This window comes from Pantoea sp. SGAir0215, from assembly GCF_043543215.1.
Genome location: NZ_CP028031.1, coordinates 797,409 through 818,802, shown reverse-complemented (window position 1 = coordinate 818,802; position 21,394 = coordinate 797,409). Strand labels below are relative to the sequence as shown.

General features: G+C 52.9%; 13 protein-coding genes, 6 tRNA genes and 3 rRNA genes. 4 read left to right on the top strand and 18 right to left on the bottom strand.

Annotated elements, in window-relative coordinates; translation table 11 throughout:
* The 6 genes from secE to C1N64_RS03940 all read right to left on the bottom strand — a co-directional run bounded on the left by secE (position 1) and on the right by C1N64_RS03940 (position 2,420).
* Positions 1 to 384, bottom strand: a complete 384-nt coding sequence (secE, locus tag C1N64_RS03965) for a preprotein translocase subunit SecE (protein WP_006121494.1) — start codon at positions 382 to 384, stop codon at positions 1 to 3.
* Positions 385 to 613: 229 nt separating this feature from the next.
* Entirely contained in the window at positions 614 to 1,798 is a 1,185-nt protein-coding gene (gene tuf, locus C1N64_RS03960) for an elongation factor Tu (protein WP_006120578.1), read from the bottom strand.
* 106 nt (positions 1,799 to 1,904) lie between these two features.
* Positions 1,905 to 1,980: transfer RNA gene (locus C1N64_RS03955), tRNA-Thr, on the bottom strand.
* A gap of 5 nt (positions 1,981 to 1,985) precedes the next feature.
* Positions 1,986 to 2,060, bottom strand: a tRNA-Gly gene (locus C1N64_RS03950).
* A gap of 192 nt (positions 2,061 to 2,252) precedes the next feature.
* Positions 2,253 to 2,337, bottom strand: a tRNA-Tyr gene (locus C1N64_RS03945).
* A gap of 7 nt (positions 2,338 to 2,344) precedes the next feature.
* A tRNA-Thr gene (locus C1N64_RS03940) sits at positions 2,345 to 2,420 on the bottom strand.
* Positions 2,421 to 3,890: 1,470 nt separating this feature from the next.
* On the opposite strand from C1N64_RS03940, the gene coaA reads away from it, so the two are divergent.
* A complete protein-coding gene (gene coaA, locus C1N64_RS03935; protein ID WP_006121491.1) occupies positions 3,891 to 4,838 on the top strand; it encodes a type I pantothenate kinase in 948 nt (315 codons plus the stop codon).
* Between the two features lie 44 nt (positions 4,839 to 4,882).
* Here the strand turns inward: coaA and birA are convergent, their stop codons facing one another.
* Together birA and murB are read right to left on the bottom strand one after the other, a co-directional pair.
* Positions 4,883 to 5,842 (bottom strand): bifunctional biotin--[acetyl-CoA-carboxylase] ligase/biotin operon repressor BirA, encoded by a 960-nt coding sequence (gene birA / locus C1N64_RS03930; RefSeq protein ID WP_006121490.1) that lies wholly within the window; start codon positions 5,840 to 5,842, stop codon positions 4,883 to 4,885.
* Positions 5,839 to 6,876, bottom strand: a complete 1,038-nt coding sequence (gene murB / locus C1N64_RS03925) for a UDP-N-acetylmuramate dehydrogenase (protein WP_375124749.1) — start codon at positions 6,874 to 6,876, stop codon at positions 5,839 to 5,841. Before murB ends, birA begins: the two co-directional genes overlap by 4 nt.
* A 172-nt stretch (positions 6,877 to 7,048) precedes the next feature.
* On the opposite strand from murB, the gene C1N64_RS03920 reads away from it, so the two are divergent.
* Positions 7,049 to 7,183 carry a hypothetical protein gene (locus C1N64_RS03920; RefSeq protein WP_263757183.1) on the top strand — a complete coding sequence of 45 codons (135 nt, stop codon included), beginning with the start codon at positions 7,049 to 7,051 and terminating at the stop codon, positions 7,181 to 7,183.
* 254 nt (positions 7,184 to 7,437) lie between these two features.
* Here C1N64_RS03920 and rrf read toward each other — a convergent pair.
* The 9 genes from rrf to pepQ form a co-directional block, all read right to left on the bottom strand.
* Positions 7,438 to 7,553, bottom strand: a 5S ribosomal RNA gene (gene rrf / locus C1N64_RS03915).
* Between the two features lie 104 nt (positions 7,554 to 7,657).
* A 23S ribosomal RNA gene (locus tag C1N64_RS03910) occupies positions 7,658 to 10,563 on the bottom strand.
* Positions 10,564 to 10,766: 203 nt separating this feature from the next.
* Positions 10,767 to 10,842: transfer RNA gene (locus C1N64_RS03905), tRNA-Ala, on the bottom strand.
* Positions 10,843 to 10,984: 142 nt separating this feature from the next.
* Positions 10,985 to 11,061 (bottom strand) — tRNA-Ile (locus C1N64_RS03900).
* Positions 11,062 to 11,134: 73 nt separating this feature from the next.
* Positions 11,135 to 12,676: ribosomal RNA gene (locus C1N64_RS03895) — 16S ribosomal RNA — on the bottom strand.
* The 16S, 23S and 5S rRNA genes sit together here with 2 tRNA genes alongside, the layout of an rRNA operon.
* Positions 12,677 to 13,082: 406 nt before the next feature.
* Positions 13,083 to 13,619 carry a menaquinone-dependent protoporphyrinogen IX dehydrogenase gene (gene hemG / locus C1N64_RS03890; protein WP_054634708.1) on the bottom strand — a complete coding sequence of 179 codons (537 nt, stop codon included), beginning with the start codon at positions 13,617 to 13,619 and terminating at the stop codon, positions 13,083 to 13,085.
* Positions 13,620 to 13,637: 18 nt separating this feature from the next.
* Complete coding sequence (gene trkH / locus C1N64_RS03885) at positions 13,638 to 15,089, bottom strand: Trk system potassium transporter TrkH (RefSeq protein WP_033737393.1); 1,452 nt, start codon at positions 15,087 to 15,089, stop codon at positions 13,638 to 13,640.
* Between the two features lie 31 nt (positions 15,090 to 15,120).
* Positions 15,121 to 15,738: an IMPACT family protein gene (locus C1N64_RS03880; protein WP_054634709.1), complete on the bottom strand. Its 618-nt coding sequence runs from the start codon at positions 15,736 to 15,738 to the stop codon at positions 15,121 to 15,123.
* A complete protein-coding gene (gene pepQ / locus C1N64_RS03875; RefSeq protein WP_054634710.1) occupies positions 15,738 to 17,069 on the bottom strand; it encodes a Xaa-Pro dipeptidase in 1,332 nt (443 codons plus the stop codon). The genes C1N64_RS03880 and pepQ overlap by 1 nt, the downstream gene beginning before the upstream one ends.
* 185 nt (positions 17,070 to 17,254) lie before the next feature.
* Here pepQ and fadB point away from each other — a divergent pair, with 185 nt between their 5' ends.
* Positions 17,255 to 19,438 (top strand): fatty acid oxidation complex subunit alpha FadB, encoded by a 2,184-nt coding sequence (gene fadB / locus C1N64_RS03870; RefSeq protein ID WP_054634711.1) that lies wholly within the window; start codon positions 17,255 to 17,257, stop codon positions 19,436 to 19,438.
* A gap of 10 nt (positions 19,439 to 19,448) precedes the next feature.
* Positions 19,449 to 20,612, top strand: a complete 1,164-nt coding sequence (gene fadA / locus C1N64_RS03865) for an acetyl-CoA C-acyltransferase FadA (RefSeq protein ID WP_054634792.1) — start codon at positions 19,449 to 19,451, stop codon at positions 20,610 to 20,612.
* 68 nt (positions 20,613 to 20,680) lie between these two features.
* On the opposite strand, the gene fre is transcribed toward fadA, so the two are convergent.
* Positions 20,681 to 21,382: an NAD(P)H-flavin reductase gene (gene fre, locus C1N64_RS03860; protein WP_033737387.1), complete on the bottom strand. Its 702-nt coding sequence runs from the start codon at positions 21,380 to 21,382 to the stop codon at positions 20,681 to 20,683.
* Positions 21,383 to 21,394 lie beyond the last annotated feature (12 nt).

The following is a 21,394-nucleotide window of genomic DNA, read 5'->3' as shown; positions in this document are numbered from 1 at the left end:
TCAGAACCTCAGGCCAGTGATAAACGATACCAGACGGACCAGAATGCCATCCAGCCCCCACAAAATCAGTGACATCACGGCAGTGACCGCGGCAACGATTAACGTGGTATGCAGTGTCTCCTGGCGGGTTGGCCAGATAACCTTGCGCATTTCGGTTCTTGCTTCACGTGCAAAGGCTACGGTCGCTTTGCCTTTGGTCGTTAAAAGCGCAATGCCGCCTGCTGCTGCAATCAAAATAACAACAGCCAACGCACGCAGAGGTAACGTCACATCACGATAGAGGTAGTTACCTACGATCGCCGCAAGCAGTAATAAGACTACCACTACCCATTTCAGCGCTTCGAGGCCGCGCCCGCTCCCTTGAGCTTCGGTATTCGCACTCATAAACCAACCTGCCACAATAATTCAGAAACTATTCTGCCCCGCATCGCGAGGCATCCAAACCGAATGAGCTTTTGGGGCGTAACTCGGTATCCAGCGCCGCATAACAGAGCCTGTCTCAGCAATGATTATGGTGCAAAATCACTGATGAGTCAGGTTCTATAAAACAGCGTACAAAAAGGGCATCAAATGATGCCCTTTCCATGTGCATTGCGTCAAATATTATCGGTAATTAAGCGATAACTTTGGCAACAACGCCCGCGCCAACGGTACGGCCACCTTCGCGGATTGCGAAGCGCAGACCTTCGTCCATTGCGATTGGGTGAATCAGGGTAACAACCATTTTGATGTTGTCGCCTGGCATAACCATTTCAACGCCTTCTGGCAGCTCTACTGAACCGGTCACGTCAGTGGTACGGAAGTAGAACTGTGGACGGTAGCCCTTGAAGAACGGAGTATGGCGGCCACCTTCGTCTTTAGACAGAACGTAAACTTCTGACTCGAACTTGGTGTGTGGCTTGATGGTGCCTGGCTTCGCCAGAACCTGACCACGCTGGATGTCTTCACGCTTGATACCGCGCAGCAGAACACCACAGTTTTCGCCTGCCTGACCCTGGTCCAGCAGTTTGCGGAACATTTCAACACCGGTACAGGTTGATTTCGCCGTATCTTTGATACCCACGATTTCAACTTCGTCGCCGACTTTAACAACACCGCGCTCAACACGACCGGTTACTACAGTACCACGGCCAGAGATTGAGAATACGTCTTCGATTGGCAGCAGGAACGGCATGTCGATAGCACGAACCGGATCCGGGATGTAGTTGTCCAGGTGGTTAGCCAGCTCAACGATCTTCTCTTCCCACTCTGGGTTGCCTTCCAGCGCTTTCAGTGCTGAACCGCGAACGATTGGAGTGTCGTCGCCCGGGAAGTCGTACTGTGACAGCAGGTCACGGACTTCCATCTCAACCAGCTCCAGCAGCTCTTCGTCATCAACCATGTCACACTTGTTCAGGAACACGATGATGTAAGGAACGCCTACCTGACGACCCAGCAGGATGTGCTCACGGGTCTGCGGCATTGGGCCGTCAGTCGCAGCAACAACCAGGATCGCGCCGTCCATCTGCGCAGCACCGGTGATCATGTTTTTCACATAGTCGGCGTGGCCCGGGCAGTCAACGTGTGCATAGTGGCGAGACGGGGTTTCATACTCAACGTGTGCAGTGTTGATGGTGATACCACGTGCTTTTTCTTCAGGGGTGCTGTCGATCTGGTCGAACGCACGCGCCTGGCCGCCGTTGGTTTTAGCCAGAACGGTGGTGATTGCTGCAGTCAGGGTGGTTTTACCGTGGTCAACGTGACCGATGGTGCCCACGTTTACGTGCAGTTTGTTACGTTGAAATTGCTCTTTAGCCATCGCTTGTCCCTCTAAGACACGGATATATCAAAGATATCGTCACATTAACCAGGCATTGCCTGACTGCAAGGAGTTACAGAGAAAATCAGGAGGGAGATAAAGGAAGTGGTGCTGATACCCAGAGTCGAACTGGGGACCTCACCCTTACCAAGGGTGCGCTCTACCAACTGAGCCATATCAGCACATCTGGAGCGGGCAGCGGGAATCGAACCCGCATCATCAGCTTGGAAGGCTGAGGTAATAGCCATTATACGATGCCCGCATCCTGGAACTCGGCTACCTGTTCTTTCTGTAGCTTGTGAATAACAGGGGAAGTCCCCTATTATTCTTAGCCTGCCAGCGAAGCTGGCTGACTTTGACTGAGCTTACACCCAATCTGAATTCAGGGTGAGAAGAAGTGACTCACCTGCCAGATAAACAGGTTGTTTATCTGTTCTCAACCCGAGGGTCGAGATGGTGGTGGGAGAAGGATTCGAACCTTCGAAGTCTGTGACGGCAGATTTACAGTCTGCTCCCTTTGGCCGCTCGGGAATCCCACCTACTTGATGGTGCCGGCTACCGGAATCGAACTGGTGACCTACTGATTACAAGTCAGTTGCTCTACCAACTGAGCTAAGCCGGCATCAAGTGACGCGCATTCTAGGAAGGTCGGCTGAAGGATGCAACAAAAAAATCACTGTTTTTGTTCTATCGCTTACTATTTGTGCAAAGCATCGCAATTTACCCCTATTCTGCAGAAATAACATCCAATTATTGGTCAAATTTTCGCGTCATCTTCTGTCCCTGGATTTGGTCTTCACGATTTCATTCTTTGGTGGATGGCTTTTTTCACGTCCCCTTTTTTTGCTGATCATGCAAAATTCGTCTCGATTGCTTATTTATTGCCCGGTGTTTTCCATCGACAGCCGTTTTTTGTTTGTGGATATCGGTTTGTTTGTGCAAAAACGCCACCACAGGGTAAGCGATGAGTGATGTTAAGTTGACAGGGTTGCAGAGAAAACGTACTGGCACCTAAAGAGGTGGGAATGGACACTGGCACAATACCGCTTTCAATACGCGTGAATCAGGCATTGCTTGTATGCTTTCTGTGGCCGACAGCGCTGCTCTGTTCGGTTACTGGCCTGACAGGCACGCGAGTGCATGTGTATTGATGTCGACGCGGTGAAGATGAGCGAGGTTGCATATGAACAGGTAATGCCTACGTACAACAGAGAAGTCACATGACACATGAGAACAGCCCGATGCTTGATGTGCAGATTCTACCCTGTCCGCACCGATGACGGCTGCGACCAACTGGAACGCCGCCGAAAGTCATTATGTTTATCCCTTCTGTTGCCAGAACGCGCTGTGCCTCCCGGTTCAACCTGCATAGAAACCCGGTCAGGCGGATTGAAGCGCTTCTTCTCTCCTTCGGCCCTCAGACAGCTTAAGCACACCACAAAGCCTGTGGCGGCCTTATGTTGGCAGCAACGGTATTTGATGGACACGCCATGCGAGGGCAGAGAAAGGGTCGTGGTAAGGGTTATTCGTCACGGGAAAGAGAGTACAGAAGGTATCCGTGCCTGGGGCAGACTGGTCTCTGAAGGCAATAAAGTGCGGTGTGGATGTTCAGACAAATGATCTGGGGAATGAAAGCACGCCCCAAAACATTGACGCGCCTGACACGCACCTTATTTGCGGCTTAACGTCCGGCATAAAGTAACAGACAGCCACGGATTCGTTGCACGCGCTATCATGAAAGACCGCTCGTTAACCGGCTGCTGGCTAAGTGAACCATACGATAATGAGCGGAGGCCCGTTTACGTGCCCTGATCATTGCTACCCACCGGGCTGAAGATTTACCTGTCACATCGCATGCTGTAATTACAGAGATCAAGCCTCTTGATCAAGGATTTGTTAAAATTGCGGAGGCGCCGACGAAAGCTTATCCCCGTTTATTTTTTACTTCTTTTAAAAGCTATACTGGTGGTACCCTCCAGCCCATTGTTCTCGTTAATAACTCTGTGACCCGCAATTCATTACGCTACCGTGCCCGAGTAATCTTCGGTGAAAATGTACAGATTGGTTTGAATCTGCAGTCAAATGTATACTTATGGATAAAACGACATCACTCACCACGCCTTATTTACAGTTCACCCGTGAACAATGGGCGTCATTACGCGACTCCGTTCCCATGACGCTGGCAGAGGATGAAATTGCTCAGTTAAAAGGGATAAACGAAGACCTTTCTATTGAAGAGGTGGCGGAAATCTATCTGCCGCTCTCACGCTTGCTGAATTTCTATATAAGTTCGAATGTGCGTCGCCAGGCTGTTCTGGAACAATTTCTGGGCACAGACGGGCAAAAGATCCCTTACATTATCAGTATTGCTGGTAGCGTTGCGGTGGGGAAAAGTACGACTGCCCGCGTTTTACAGGCGCTTCTCAGCCGCTGGCCTGAGCACCGTAAGGTTGAGTTAATTACAACTGATGGCTTCCTTCATCCGAACTCGGTACTAAAAGAGCGCGGTCTCATGAAGAAAAAAGGGTTTCCTCAATCTTATGATATGCATCGGTTAGTTAAGTTTGTGTCAGACCTTAAGTCTGGCGCCCAGCAGGTGACGGCGCCCGTTTATTCCCATCTCATTTATGACGTTATTCCGGATGGGGATAAAGTGGTGCAACAACCCGATATTTTAATTCTGGAAGGCTTAAACGTTCTTCAAAGTGGAATGGATTATCCTCACGATCCGCACCACGTATTTGTTTCTGATTTTGTCGATTTTTCTATCTATGTCGATGCGGAAGAAGATCTTTTACAGCACTGGTATATCAATCGCTTTCTGAAATTTCGCCAGGGCGCTTTCACCGATCCCGACTCTTATTTTCATCATTATGCACAGTTACCTGAAGATGAGGCCATCAAGATCGCGGGATCGCTGTGGAAAGAGATCAACTGGCTGAACCTGAAAGAGAATATTCTTCCTACACGTGAAAGAGCCAGCTTGATTATGACCAAAAGTGGTAATCATGCGGTTGAAAAAGTCCGCCTGAGAAAATAAGTTACGACAATAAAGCCTGCCTTAAAAGCAGGCTTTACAGACTTTTAAAGGGGACGCAGCGATATTTCCCCACCCATCCAGGATTTAATTTCGCCCTCTTGTTCCAGCAGCAAACCACCCTGATTATCAATGCCGCGTGCAATGCCGTGAACTTCCCGCTCGCCCATCAGTAACCTGACCGGACGGTTGATAAAGTTGTCTAAGCCTGCCCAGCGTGCGACAAAAGGTGCCAGACCTTCCTGTTCAAAAACAGGTAGTGCCTCACGCAGGCGATTGATTAACGTTGCAGCCAGGTCATTACGATCAAGCGTTACGCCCGCTTCCTGCAGATTAATCCAGCCCTGATTGATTTGCGCCGCGTCGGCATTTCGCATCGCTAAATTGATGCCCGCTCCCATTACGATCTGCGCAGCATCGCCGGTTTTACCGGTTAACTCTACTAAGATGCCTGCTAATTTTCTGTCATGGAGGTAAATATCATTCGGCCATTTTACGCGAACATCCTCCGCACCTAATGACTGAAGCGTCTCTGCCATCACTATACCAATCACCAGGCTGAGCCCCATCGCTGCAGCAGGCCCTTGCTCCAGACGCCAGTACATAGACATATAAAGATTAGCACCGAAGGGAGAAAACCAATGCCGCCCGCGTCGTCCGCGTCCCGCTTGCTGATATTCCGCCACACAGACGGCACCTGAAGGCAGTGAATCCATACGCTCAAGTAAATACTGGTTCGTCGAATCGATAACCGGTATCACGGCGACATCGGGCTGAGAAAGCTGACCAAGAATCGCCTCTTCATTGAGCAACTGAAGCGGTGCAGGGAAGCTGTAGCCTTTCCCGGTAACCGTATACACTTCAAGGCCCCAGCTTTTTAACGTCTGAATATGTTTATTAATTGCTGCGCGGCTCATGCCGAGCGTTTCACCTAATTGCTCACCAGAATGAAATTCGCCATCTGACAGGATATCAATAAGCTTTAGCGGTACGCTGTGGTCTTTCATGCAATCACCTCAACCGCATTGCATTCACCTTGTGCCCGGATAAAACGGACCTCAGGCTCAAGCCAGACATCAAATTTCTCACCTACGCGTGCGCGCACCTTTTTGGCCAGCGCAACGATATCGCCTGGCGTGGCATCGGCAGCATTAATCAGCACTAATGCCTGCTGCTGATGAACTTCCGCGCCGCCAACGCGACAGCCTTTAAGCTGACACTGATCGATTAACCAGCCTGCGGCAAGTTTTACCGTACCCTCTGGTTGGGGATAATTTGGCATCGCAGGATAGTGATTAAGCAATACTTCAGCCTGCTGGCGGCTAATCACTGGATTTTTAAAAAAACTGCCAACATTGCCTGTTATTTTGGGGTCAGGTAATTTGCTCTGTCGCATATGGCAAACGGCATGAAACACATCCCAGGCATTCGCAGTCGCCGGATTAAGCGTCTTTAAATCGCCATACGTCAGCACCGGTTGCCACTGTTTGGTTAATGAAAACCCGACGGCAACAATCGTATAGCCCGACTGGTACTGATGTTTAAAAATGCTGTCGCGATAGCCAAACTGGCAATCGTCACGGCTTAAACGCTCAGTGACGCCGGTTTGCAAATTCAGCACGTCTACATATTCACAGACATCTTTCAGTTCAACGCCATAGGCGCCGATATTCTGGATGGGGGCAGAGCCGACCATACCGGGAATAAGTGCCAGGTTCTCTAGTCCGGAAATCCCTTTTTCCAGCGTCATTTTTACCAGTCGATGCCAGTTTTCACCCGCGCCAACATGCAGCTTCCAGCGCTCATTCTCGTCGCGTATTTCAACTCCAGCGATGCGGTTGAGTACCACAATGCCCGCGAAGTCCTCAAGAAACAGTACATTGCTGCCTTCACCCAGGATCAAAAAGGGTTGCTGGTTACGCTGGCTCATCTGCCATGCCGCAAGTATGGCTTCAGGCGTTTCGGCGACAATACGAATTTGTGTGCTGACATCAAGACCGAGCGTATTGTCGGCTTTTAAGGAGGTATACGAGCTGGACATGATAAGGCCTTCACGGGGTTAATCTGGCCGTAGTTTACCGCATCATGAACGGATTGAGAGGGAATTTGCGTGCGAAGACGTTTTTCGCTGCATATCAGCCACTCAGAACGCTGAACGGGTAGAAAGAAATCGTGTACAGAAACCGTCGCGGGCATGACGACAGGGGAAGCTGATGGAATGTGAGTTGTTTAAAGCAGCTAAAAACACAGGCGGAACAATTGTGAAGTATCAGCAGAACTTTGTAGAGGTGGGCATCCGTTTCATCCAGGCCGTTTTGCCAACCGCACGTTTAAACAGCGCGGTTTGATCGCAGTCTGTTTAGCTATTCACTGGAGAGATTGATGCAAAGCATGGGCTAAAAGGCATAGACAGGAAAGGGCCGCTGACGACATATTCTTTCCTTTTACATGCAGAGGCAAGGTAAACGGACCAGGGAGGATGACCGGCAGGCGACGGCAGAGATCTGTGAAGCCCGCAGAGGTCCGGCAGGCCCCGCTCTCTCCGGACGGCGGACGTAAAAAAGCCCCGTACTTCCGTACGGGGCTTCTTCACCTGATTGATGCCTGGCAGTTCCCTACTCTCGCATGGGGAGACCCCACACTACCATCGGCGCTACGGCGTTTCACTTCTGAGTTCGGCATGGGGTCAGGTGGGACCACCGCGCTAAAGCCGCCAGGCAGATTCTGTCTGCCGCACCGCCCCCTCGGGCCGCACGGCGTTATCCGGTAAACAAGGCTGAAAATTCTTTCTGTCTCTCAACCCAAAACGCCTCTGGCGTTGTAAGGTTAAGCCTCACGGGTCATTAGTACCGGTAAGCTCAACGCATCGCTGCGCTTACACACCCGGCCTATCAACGTCGTCGTCTTCAACGTCCCTTCAGGAGACTTAAAGTCTCAGGGAGAACTCATCTCGGGGCAAGTTTCGTGCTTAGATGCTTTCAGCACTTATCTTTTCCGCACTTAGCTACCGGGCAGTGCCACTGGCGTGACAACCCGGACACCAGCGGTGCGTTCACTCCGGTCCTCTCGTACTAGGAGCAACCCCCCTCAATTCTCCAGCGCCCACGGCAGATAGGGACCGAACTGTCTCACGACGTTCTAAACCCAGCTCGCGTACCACTTTAAACGGCGAACAGCCGTACCCTTGGGACCTACTTCAGCCCCAGGATGTGATGAGCCGACATCGAGGTGCCAAACACCGCCGTCGATATGAACTCTTGGGCGGTATCAGCCTGTTATCCCCGGAGTACCTTTTATCCGTTGAGCGATGGCCCTTCCATTCAGAACCACCGGATCACTATGACCTGCTTTCGCACCTGCTCGAGCCGTCACTCTCGCAGTCAAGCTGGCTTATGCCATTGCACTAACCTCCTGATGTCCGACCAGGATTAGCCAACCTTCGTGCTCCTCCGTTACGCTTTGGGAGGAGACCGCCCCAGTCAAACTACCCACCAGACACTGTCCGCAGCCCGGATCACGGGCCCACGTTAGAACACCAAACATTAAAGGGTGGTATTTCAAGGACGGCTCCACGCAGACTGGCGTCCACGCTTCAAAGCCTCCCACCTATCCTACACATCAAGGCTCAGTGTTCAGTGTCAAGCTGTAGTAAAGGTTCACGGGGTCTTTCCGTCTTGCCGCGGGTACACTGCATCTTCACAGCGATTTCAATTTCACTGAGTCTCGGGTGGAGACAGCCTGGCCATCATTACGCCATTCGTGCAGGTCGGAACTTACCCGACAAGGAATTTCGCTACCTTAGGACCGTTATAGTTACGGCCGCCGTTTACCGGGGCTTCGATCAAGAGCTTCTCCTTACGGATAACCCCATCAATTAACCTTCCGGCACCGGGCAGGCGTCACACCGTATACGTCCACTTTCGTGTTTGCACAGTGCTGTGTTTTTAATAAACAGTTGCAGCCAGCTGGTATCTTCGACTGGCCTCGGCTCCGGGAGCAAGTCCCCTCACCTACGCGCCAGCGTGCCTTCTCCCGAAGTTACGGCACCATTTTGCCTAGTTCCTTCACCCGAGTTCTCTCAAGCGCCTGGGTATTCTCTACCTGACCACCTGTGTCGGTTTGGGGTACGATTTCGTGTTACCTGATGCTTAGAGGCTTTTCCTGGAAGCAGGGCATTTATCACTTCAGCACCGTAGTGCCTCGTCGTCACGCCTCAGTGTAAAGTGCACCGGATTTGCCTGGCGCACACACCTACACGCTTAAACCGGGACAACCGTCGCCCGGCCGATATAGCCTTCTCCGTCCCCCCTTCGCAGTAACACCAAGTACAGGAATATTAACCTGTTTCCCATCGACTACGCCTTTCGGCCTCGCCTTAGGGGTCGACTCACCCTGCTCCGATTAACGTTGAACAGGAACCCTTGGTCTTCCGGCGACAAGGTTTTTCACCTTGTTTATCGTTACTTATGTCAGCATTCGCACTTCTGATACCTCCAGCATGCCTCACAGCACACCTTCAGCGGCTTACAGAACGCTCCCCTACCCAGCAACGCTTGCGCGTCGCTGCCGCAGCTTCGGTGCATGGTTTAGCCCCGTTACATCTTCCGCGCAGGCCGACTCGACCAGTGAGCTATTACGCTTTCTTTAAATGATGGCTGCTTCTAAGCCAACATCCTGGCTGTCTGTGCCTTCCCACATCGTTTCCCACTTAACCATGACTTTGGGACCTTAGCTGGCGGTCTGGGTTGTTTCCCTCTTCACGACGGACGTTAGCACCCGCCGTGTGTCTCCCGTGATAACATTCTCCGGTATTCGCAGTTTGCATCGGGTTGGTAAGCCGGGATGGCCCCCTAGCCGAAACAGTGCTCTACCCCCGGAGATGAGTTCACGAGGCGCTACCTAAATAGCTTTCGGGGAGAACCAGCTATCTCCCGGTTTGATTGGCCTTTCACCCCCAGCCACAGGTCATCCGCTAATTTTTCAACATTAGTCGGTTCGGTCCTCCAGTTAGTGTTACCCAACCTTCAACCTGCCCATGGCTAGATCACCGGGTTTCGGGTCTATACCCTGCAACTTAACGCCCAGTTAAGACTCGGTTTCCCTGCGGCTCCCCTATACGGTTAACCTTGCTACAGAATATAAGTCGCTGACCCATTATACAAAAGGTACGCAGTCACACCACGAAGGTGCTCCCACTGCTTGTACGTACACGGTTTCAGGTTCTGTTTCACTCCCCTCGCCGGGGTTCTTTTCGCCTTTCCCTCACGGTACTGGTTCACTATCGGTCAGTCAGGAGTATTTAGCCTTGGAGGATGGTCCCCCCATATTCAGACAGGATACCACGTGTCCCGCCTTACTCATCGAACTCACAGCCTGTGCACCTTTGTGTACGGGAGTATCACCCTGTACCCTGCGACTTTCCAGACGCTTCCACTGATGCACAAGCTGATGCAGGTTCTGGGCTCCTCCCCGTTCGCTCGCCGCTACTGGGGGAATCTCGGTTGATTTCTTTTCCTCGGGGTACTTAGATGTTTCAGTTCCCCCGGTTCGCCTCATGCCGCTATGTATTCACTGCATGATAGTGTGACGAGTCACACTGGGTTTCCCCATTCGGGTATCGCCGGTTGTAGCGGTTCATATCACCTTACCGGCGCTTATCGCAGATTAGCACGCCCTTCATCGCCTCTGACTGCCAGGGCATCCACCGTGTACGCTTGGTCGCTTAACCTCACAACCCACAGGCGTTTTGCGCTTGCGTGTCGTGAGCTTTTGAGAGACCCGAACGCATCGTGCTGTGTTCCTTATTACGGAGGAACACGACGTGCGTCGTTTCAAATTTTCAGCTTGTTCCGGATTGTTAAAGAGCATAATACTTCGCAGCACACCGTTACCGGTACGCTCTGAAGTATTGTCAGAAAAAAACAGCAAGTATGGTGGAGCTAAGCGGGATCGAACCGCTGACCTCCTGCGTGCAAGGCAGGCGCTCTCCCAGCTGAGCTATAGCCCCATACAGTTACTGCAGAGACCACTACCACCACTCAACTGCGTGCACTTCATGAGAAATGCACTTCGTGCTCAGGCAAGGCGTGTGTCCGCGAAGCATAGTGAACTATGCGAGCCGGAGACATAACGCAGCATGAGTGCGAAGTTGGTAGGCCTGAGTGGACTTGAACCACCGACCTCACCCTTATCAGGGGTGCGCTCTAACCACCTGAGCTACAAGCCTGTAGAGGTTTTTTCTGCTCGTGACTTTCTATCAGACAATCTGTGTGAGCACTTCGCACGAAGGTATCTTCAGGTAAGGAGGTGATCCAACCGCAGGTTCCCCTACGGTTACCTTGTTACGACTTCACCCCAGTCATGAATCACAAAGTGGTAAGCGCCCTCCCGGAGGTTAAGCTACCTACTTCTTTTGCAACCCACTCCCATGGTGTGACGGGCGGTGTGTACAAGGCCCGGGAACGTATTCACCGTGGCATTCTGATCCACGATTACTAGCGATTCCGACTTCACGGAGTCGAGTTGCAGACTCCGATCCGGACTACGACGCACTTTATGAGGTCCGCTTGCTCTCGCGAGGTCGCTTCTCTTTGTATGCGCCATTGTAGCACGTGTGTAGCCCTACTCGTAAGGGCCATGATGACTTGACGTCATCCCCACCTTCCTCCGGTTTATCACCGGCAGTCTCCTTTGAGTTCCCGACCGAATCGCTGGCAACAAAGGATAAGGGTTGCGCTCGTTGCGGGACTTAACCCAACATTTCACAACACGAGCTGACGACAGCCATGCAGCACCTGTCTCAGCGTTCCCGAAGGCACCAAGGCATCTCTGCCAAGTTCGCTGGATGTCAAGAGTAGGTAAGGTTCTTCGCGTTGCATCGAATTAAACCACATGCTCCACCGCTTGTGCGGGCCCCCGTCAATTCATTTGAGTTTTAACCTTGCGGCCGTACTCCCCAGGCGGTCGACTTAACGCGTTAGCTCCGGAAGCCACTCCTCAAGGGAACAACCTCCAAGTCGACATCGTTTACGGCGTGGACTACCAGGGTATCTAATCCTGTTTGCTCCCCACGCTTTCGCACCTGAGCGTCAGTCTTCGTCCAGGGGGCCGCCTTCGCCACCGGTATTCCTCCAGATCTCTACGCATTTCACCGCTACACCTGGAATTCTACCCCCCTCTACGAGACTCAAGCCTGCCAGTTTCAAATGCAGTTCCCAGGTTAAGCCCGGGGATTTCACATCTGACTTAACAGACCGCCTGCGTGCGCTTTACGCCCAGTAATTCCGATTAACGCTTGCACCCTCCGTATTACCGCGGCTGCTGGCACGGAGTTAGCCGGTGCTTCTTCTGCGGGTAACGTCAATTGCTGAGGTTATTAACCTCAACACCTTCCTCCCCGCTGAAAGTACTTTACAACCCGAAGGCCTTCTTCATACACGCGGCATGGCTGCATCAGGCTTGCGCCCATTGTGCAATATTCCCCACTGCTGCCTCCCGTAGGAGTCTGGACCGTGTCTCAGTTCCAGTGTGGCTGGTCATCCTCTCAGACCAGCTAGGGATCGTCGCCTAGGTGGGCCGTTACCCCGCCTACAAGCTAATCCCATCTGGGCACATCCGATGGTGTGAGGCCCGAAGGTCCCCCACTTTGGTCTTGCGACGTTATGCGGTATTAGCTACCGTTTCCAGTAGTTATCCCCCTCCATCGGGCAGTTTCCCAGACATTACTCACCCGTCCGCCACTCGTCACCCGAGGAGCAAGCTCCTCTGTGCTACCGTCCGACTTGCATGTGTTAGGCCTGCCGCCAGCGTTCAATCTGAGCCATGATCAAACTCTTCAATTTAAAGTTTGATTTGCTGCAACCAGTGCAGCGATGCTCAAGGAAAACGTCGTAATGAATTTCAATACGTGTTCACTCTTAAGACTTGATATTTTTTGCGTCCGGAGACGCGGATATCAATCCTGCGAGTGCCCACACAGATTGTCTGATAAATTGTTAAAGAGCAGTGCAACCAGCGGGTTAACCGTCTGTTGCGAGGTGGCGTATATTACGCTTTCCTCCTTCAGAGTCAACCTCTTTTTCAGAAGTTTTTCTCCGGCGGCTCAGTTGCCTGACCCTCTCAACACCGCATTCCGTAAGCCGTTGTGCCGTGTCGATGGAGGCGCATTATAGGGAGTTCGCGCGGCCTGACAAGGGTTAATTGCAAAAATATTACTGTTCGTCTCAAATTTCGCCAGATCGCGTTATTTCAGTACGATTTGCCTGGTAACTGTGCAAAATCTCTGGCGAAACCGCGCACCTGCTCCCAGTCCGTATACTCAACTTCCTTCGTCGTATCCGTTTCGCCGCCGGTCATGCGCATAATCAACTTAATCATGACCCGATCAAACCAACGATAGCGGGGATAATACAGTGCACCAGCAAAAACCGCACAGCAATCGGGCTTCCAGGGGGACTGCGCTAAAAACTTAACGGTATAGGCATTGGTTTCCGGCGTCCGCTTCTCTGGCTTACGCGCCGTAAGATTCACGGAGAAGAAGCCGTTGACGCGCTGCTGCAATGCGGCCAGGTTCTGCTTAACAAATTCGTTTACGGCGGGCTGAAAGTGACCATAACGGATTGAAGCCCCAATCAGCACCCGATCATACTGCTGCCAGTCAATCGCGTTTGCATCCTGAATATTCATCACATCGCACGCTTGCTCGCCCTTAATCGCCTCCGCCATAGCGGAAGCGATTTTTTGCGTCTGACCGTCACGGGTCGAAAAGAGAATTAATGCTTTCATCATCTGCATCCTTATTAGTTATTCTCGCCAGAAGGTTGGCGTGAATAACACCAGCAACGTGAATACCTCAAGGCGACCAAACAGCATAGTCGAAATTAAAATCCACTTTGCCACATCATTCATTGAGGTGAAGTTATCCGCTACAACACCCAGACCGGGCCCCAGGTTGTTTAACGTTGCGGCGACCGCGGCAAACGCAGAAAAATCATCCACGCCGGTGGCAATAATGGCCAGCATACTGATCAGGAAGACCAGCGCATACGCAGAGAAGAATCCCCAGACCGCTTCCAGGATGCGTTCTGGCAACGCGCGATTACCCAGCTTAATGGTGTAAACCGCATTGGGATGGACAAGGCGTTTGAGTTCGCGATTCCCCTGTTTACACAGCAGCAGGATGCGGATCACTTTCAGGCCACCGCCCGTCGAACCGGCACAGCCGCCAATGAACGCAGAGCACAGCAGCAAAACCGGCAGGAACAGCGGCCAGCGCGCAATACTGTCTGTAGTGAATCCCGCTGTCGTCGCCATCGAGACAACCTGGAAAAACGCCTGATTCAACGTTTGCCAGCCACTGTCATAAACATTATGGAACCACAGTACCACTGTACAGATCAGTACCAGCGTCAGTTGCACACCGATAAACATACGAAATTCGGGATCGCGTAAGTACACCCGAAGATTGCGGTTACTTAGTAAAGAGAAGTGCAGGCCGTAGTTACAGCCGGAGATCAGCAGGAACACGGCCACAATCGTATTAATGGTGCCGCTCTGGAAATAGCCGATACTGGCATCGTGGGTTGAAAATCCCCCAATAGCAATCGTCGAAAAGCTGTGCCCAATGGCATCGAAGGCGGGCATTCCGGCAAACCATAATGCCAGTGCGCAGGCCACCGTCAGTAATACATAGATAAGCCATAGCGTCTTGGCCGTTTCGGCAATACGCGGACGCATCTTATTGTCTTTCAACGGACCGGGCATTTCGGCACGGTAAAGCTGCATCCCACCGACGCCCAGAATCGGCAGAATCGCCACCGCGAGCACAATGATTCCCATACCGCCAAGCCACTGCAGCATCTGGCGATAGAACAGAATCGCTTTAGGCAAAGAGTCCAGCCCCACCAGCGTCGTCGCACCGGTGGTGGTTAACCCGGAAAAGGATTCAAAAAAGGCATCGGTAACCGACAGATGCGGCTGTTCGGCAAAGATAAACGGCATGGCCCCGACGCTGCCCAGCACGGTCCAGAACAGCACCACGATCAGAAACCCTTCGCGCGGCTTAAGCTCCGTTTTCTTCTTACGGTTTGGCCACCACAATAATGAACCAATCACCAGAGCCATCATAAACGTCTGGCTGAAGGCGCGGCCGGCACCATCCCGATAAATCAGCGCAACGAGGCCGGGTACAATCATCGTCACCGAGAAGAGGATCACCAGCAGACCGACAATGCGGGTAATGGCGCGAAAATGCATTAAGCCGTTCCTTTAGTTAAAGAGAAGAACATCATGGTATAAGCGGAAGAAGCGTTAACGCACCCCGGCTGAAGTCTGACAGATTTTGCTTAAATCCCTCAATTTGTCCATAAGGCAAAGCCAGCGTCATCGCGATACGGTCGCAATAATGACTTTCAGTAATGCTGCCGTCGTAGCGCTGCACCAGACGCTCAATGTCGCTCAACTGGGCGTAGTCACACTGCAACGTGAACAACCTTACCGGGACTTTTCGCTGGCGCTCAAGCTGTTTCAGCCCTTGCTGGACACCGCCGCCATAAGCCTTTACCAGACCGCCCGTCCCCAGCATGATGCCGCCGTAGTAACGCACGACGACGGCGGTGATTTCCCCTATGCCCGCCCCCATCAACTGCGCCAGCATAGGTTTCCCCGCCGTTCCCGAAGGTTCGCCGTCATCGGAAAACCCCAACTGCTGCGAATCATCCGGCGCGCCCGCCACCCAGGCCCAGCAATGATGCCGGGCCGTCGGATGATCCTGTTTTACCTGCTGGACAAAAGCCCGCGCGGCTTCGACACCGTCCGTGTGCGCCAGTAACGTAATAAACCGGCTCTTTTTGATGGTCTCCTCGCTCACGCTTAGCGCTTGCGCAGGAATATCGTAAGCCTCCATCAGGCGAGGTGCAGGTCGCGCGTCATGTTTTCAACGCGATTAGCATGAATAACCACGTTATCTTCAATGCGAATGCCGCCGTAAGGCTTAAGCGCATCCAGTGCCTGCCAGTTAAAATGCGCACTGAATTTGCCAGCGCGCAGCGGTGCCAGCAGTGAATCAATAATGTAGAAGCCTGGCTCGATGGTTAACACCATCCCCGGCTGGATGACACGGGTGCAACGCAGGTAAGGATATTGCGCTGGCGCAGCCAGGTGCGTCCCGCTTTCATCCTGCATAAATCCGGCGACATCATGAACCTGCAGGCCCAGCGGATGACCTAAACCGTGTGGCATAAACGGACCGGTCAGGTCTTCGGCCACCAACGCCTCTTCACTGATGCCGTGGACCAAATCAAACTTCACCAGCAATTTTGCAATGCGCTGATGCATTTGCAGATGGTAATCGGTGTAGCGCACGCCCGCTTTCAACGTCGCAATCAAGGCCAGCTCTTCCGCATTCATCGCCTCCACCATTTTGGCATACAGCGATCCGCTTTGTGCGGCATAGCTGCGGGTCAGGTCAGCGGCATATCCCTGATATTCCGCCCCGGCATCAATCAGGAAACTGTAGCGCTTAGCCGGTGGCTGATGATCCAGTTTGGTGTAATGCAACACGGCAGCATGTTCGTTCAATGCAATAATGTTGCCGTAAGGGACATCCGTATCGCGATGACCAGTCGCGGTCAGGTACGCCTGATTAATATCGAATTCACTCAGACCTGCCGCAAACGCTTCTTTGGCAGCGCGATGTCCTGCCACGGCAATTTTCTGCGCCTGACGCATACAGCTCAGTTCGTAGTCAGTTTTAATACTGCGGTGATAATGCAGGAAATCGATCACCGCTTTAGGATTGATGTTGCCTGCCGTAATGCCTAACTGCGCAGCGCGTTCGACGACCGGGCCAATATAGGCAACATTTTCGCGCTGAGCAGGCAGGAGATCGCCAATGGCATTCGCGTTTGCCAGCCCGATAATCTCAATGTCGTCGGTCCAGAAACTGTGCGGAAGCGGTTCAACGTTGTGCCAGTAATCCACCGGCGAATAGAACCACAATTTCGGTTTGTTCACGCCATCGATCCACAGCCAACAGTTAGGTACCTGTGTTACCGGCACCCAGGACTTGAACTGCGGGTTGACCTTAAACGGATACGTGTGGTCGTCCAGAAATACGGTGAGTAGCTCGCCGGAATGGATCAGCATGGCGTCCAGTTTATGACGTGCCAATACCTGCTGAGCACGTTGTTGCAAGGTCGTAATATGCGCGTGATACAAGCTCTTAAGTGAATCCATTGCCGCCTCTCCAGTGTCCGGAAAAGCCGCAGTTTATCACAGGCAAAATCCGGATGCCGGGTTCCCCGTGGCTGTGATCTTGTTAGCAAATAAACAAAGAGCTGTTTGCAAAAAATTAACATCCCTCCCAAACTCACGATCATCTGGTATGACCAGATCACCTTTCGCGGTTTCAGGAGACGTACATGCTCTACCAAGGCGCTAACCTCACTCTTCACCAGTTGGACGATGGTATTGTCGAGCTGGTCTTTGATGCCCCCGGCTCCGTTAACAAGCTGGATACGCAAACCGTGGCCAGTCTTGGCGATGCGGTAACGGTGCTGGAAAAACATGCCGGCCTGCGCGGTGTGCTTCTGCGATCAGCAAAACCCGCCTTTATCGTGGGTGCGGACATTACTGAATTCCTGGCGCTCTTTGATGCGCCGACAGAGAAACTGAGTCAGTGGCTGACCTTCGCCAACAGTATCTTCAATCGTCTGGAAGATTTACCGGTGCCCACGATCTCGGCGATTGAGGGCTATGCGCTGGGCGGTGGCTGTGAATGTGTACTGGCCACGGATTTGCGCGTTGCCACACCGACGGCCCGCCTGGGGTTACCGGAAACGAAGCTGGGCATCATGCCGGGTTTTGGCGGCAGCGTGCGTCTTCCTCGTCTGTTAGGTGCCGACAGTGCAATGGAAATCATTGCCGCAGGCAAAGATGTTGACGGTGTTGAAGCGCTGAAACTGGGTCTGGTGGATGCGGTTGTCAGCAACGATAAGCTGCGTGATGCTGCGTTAACCATGCTAAAAGCGGCCGCCCACGACGGCAGCTGGCGTGCCCGTCGCGCCCCTAAACTGGCTCCGTTGAAACTCAGCCCCGTTGAAGCCGCGATGAGCTTTACGATAGCCAAAGGCATGGTGATGCAAACGGCGGGGAAACACTACCCTGCGCCAGTCACTGCCGTTAAAACCATTGAAGCGGCAGCAGCGCTGGGCCGCGATGATGCGCTAAAGCTGGAAACCGCAGCGTTCGTTCCGCTGGCACAGTCAGATGTGGCCCGCGCGCTCGTCGGGATTTTCCTCAACGATCAGTACATCAAAAGTCTGGCCAAAAAACGCAGCAGTGAAAGCGGCCCGCCCAAACAGGCCGCCGTGCTGGGCGCCGGCATTATGGGCGGTGGAATCAGCTATCAATCGGCATGGAAAGGCGTGCCGGTTAAAATTAAGGATATCAATCCGCAGGCGCTGACGCTGGGCATGAATGAAGCCAGTAAGCTTCTGAATAAGCAACTGGAACGCGGTAAAATAGACGGAAACAAGCTGGCCAGCGTCATTGCCACTATTCAGCCTACTCTCGATTATGCCGGTTTCGACCAGGCCGACATCGTGGTAGAAGCCGTCGTCGAAAATCCGAAAATCAAGGCTAGCGTTCTGGCTGAAACCGAAACCCATATGCGCGCTGATGCCATTCTGGCGTCAAACACCTCAACCATCCCCATCAGCCATCTGGCGCAGGCGTTGCAGCGTCCAGAAAATTTTTGTGGCATGCACTTCTTTAACCCGGTTCCACGTATGCCGCTGGTAGAGGTGATCCGTGGAGAGAAAACCAGTGAGGCCACGCTGGGTAAAGTTGTCGCCTGGGCCAGTAAAATGGGTAAAACCCCGGTGGTGGTGAATGACTGTCCGGGTTTCTTTGTTAACCGCGTTTTGTTCCCCTACTTCGCTGCCTTCGGCATGCTGTTGCGTGATGGTGCGGACTTCCGCCAGATCGACAAGGTAATGGAAAAACAGTTTGGCTGGCCGATGGGGCCTTCATGGCTGCTGGATGTCGTGGGCATTGATACCGCGCATCATGCGCAAAGCGTCATGGCGGACGGTTTTCCTGAACGGATGAAAAAAGACTATCGCGATGCGATCGATATTCTGTTTGAGGCGAAGCGTTTTGGTCAGAAAAATGGTCTGGGTTTCTGGCGCTGGGAAGAAGACAAAAAAGGGAAACCGAAAAAAGTGTCCGATGCAGAGGTCGATGCCTTACTCGAACCCGCCTGCCAGCCTAAACGGATATTCAGTGATGAAGAGATTCTGAATCGCATGATGCTGCCGATGTTGAATGAAGTGGTTCGCTGCCTGGAAGAGAAGATTATCGCCTCACCTGCTGAAGCAGACATGGCGCTGGTCTATGGTCTGGGATTCCCGCCTTTCCGTGGCGGTGCTTTCCGTTATCTCGACACTTTGGGTAACGGCAACGTGGTGGATCAGGCGAAACGTTATTCGTCATTGGGTGGGCTGTATGCGCTCCCTGCCCTGCTGCTTGAGAAAGCGCGCCAACACGAAAGCTGGTATCCCGCCGTCAAACCGATCGATGAAGCCGCGTTCAGAAGCGCCTGAGGTAATCAAAATGGAAAATGTGGTAATTATTGACGCGGTGCGTACGCCGATGGGCCGTTCAAAAGGTGGGGCGTTTCGCCATGTACGCGCCGAGGACCTGTCCGCGCATGTCATGCGTGCTCTGTTGAACCGCAACCCGGGGGTGAATGCCGCCACGCTGGACGACATTATCTGGGGTTGCGTGCAGCAAACGCTGGAGCAAGGCTTCAACATTGCCCGCAACGCCGCGCTGCTGGCTGAAATCCCGCACCGCGTTCCGGCGACAACGGTTAACCGGCTTTGCGGTTCTTCAATGCAGGCCTTACATGACGCCGCACGCGCAATCATGGTCGGCGATGCTCAGACCTGTTTAATTGGCGGTGTCGAACATATGGGGCATGTCCCCATGAACCATGGCGTCGATTTTCATCCGGGTTTAGGCCGTACCGTTGCGAAAGCCGCAGGGATGATGGGGCTAACGGCAGAGATGCTGGCGCGCATGCACCATATCAGCCGCGAGCAGCAGGACGCTTTTGCTTTGCGCTCTCATCAGCGTGCCTGGCAGGCCACGCAGCGTGGCGATTTTGCCAATGAAATTGTTGCGCTGCATGGTCACGATGCCGATGGCGTCCTGAAACGCTATGACGTTGACGAAGTCATCCGTGAAGATACCAGCCTGGAAGGACTGGCAGCGCTGCGGCCTGCCTTCGATCCGGTGAACGGAACAGTCACTGCGGGCAGTTCGTCAGCGTTATCAGACGGGGCGGCGGGCATGTTGATCATGAGTGAAAGCCACGCACGAGAGCAGGGCCTGAAACCCCGTGCACGCCTTAAAAGTATGGCAGTAGTGGGATGCGACCCTTCCATTATGGGATACGGCCCGGTCCCGGCCAGCAAGCTGGCACTGAAGCGCGCCGGGCTGAGCGTAAATGACATTGATGTTTTTGAACTTAACGAGGCTTTTGCCGCGCAGGTTCTGCCCTGCATCAACGATCTCGGCCTGTCAGACAGGCTCGATGACAAGGTCAACCTCAATGGCGGCGCCATCGCGTTGGGTCATCCGTTAGGCTGCTCAGGCGCACGCATCAGCACGACGTTGCTGAACATTATGGAACGTCGCGATGCGCAGTTCGGCCTGGCCTCCATGTGTATTGGTTTGGGTCAGGGCATCGCTACCGTTATTGAACGCGTTTAATACGTTGGAACGTTATAGTGTGAGATTTACCCGCCTGTCAGGGGCGGGTTTTTTCTTGTGCTGTCACGTCAGATAAAAGCAAACGCATCGCCATACATTTGTGCTTCAACGGCACCTCGTTCTGAACAAAAGCGTTCACGGGCGATTTTCGCCATTTCGAAGCGGCCGGCAATATAAATCTCATGCTCACTCAGGGTCGCAAAGTCCTGCATGACGGCTGTCAGCACCGTACCAGAACGGCCCGGCCAGCCTGCTTCAGGCTGTTCGACAACCGGAATCACTTTCAGATTCGGATGCTTAATCGCCAGTGCTTCCAGCTCGTCCAAATCATACAAATGCTTCAGTTCGCGCCCGCCCCAGTAAACCGCAATATCACGGTTGGGTTGTTCGGCAAGCGCGGTGAGTAAAATGGAACGCACATAGGAAAAGCCTGTGCCACCCGCGATCAGGATTAACGGCTTGTCACTCTCTTCACGCAACCAGGCATCACCATGTGGGATGTCCACCACAATTTGCCCTTCCTGCTGAATACGATCCATCACCGCCATGGCGTAGAGATTCAGCTCTGAGGCACCGATATGCAGTTCAATGATTTCAGTTTCCATTGGCGTGGAGGCTAATGAAAACGGGCGCTTGTCACGCTCATCCATTACGACCATCAGGTACTGCCCTGCGCGAAAACTAAAATCTGCTTCCGGAATCAGGCGAACGCGATACACCGTGTCGGTAATCGCCTCAACTGAAGTTACTTTACAGCTTAACGTTGTCATGCGGTCCCTCTG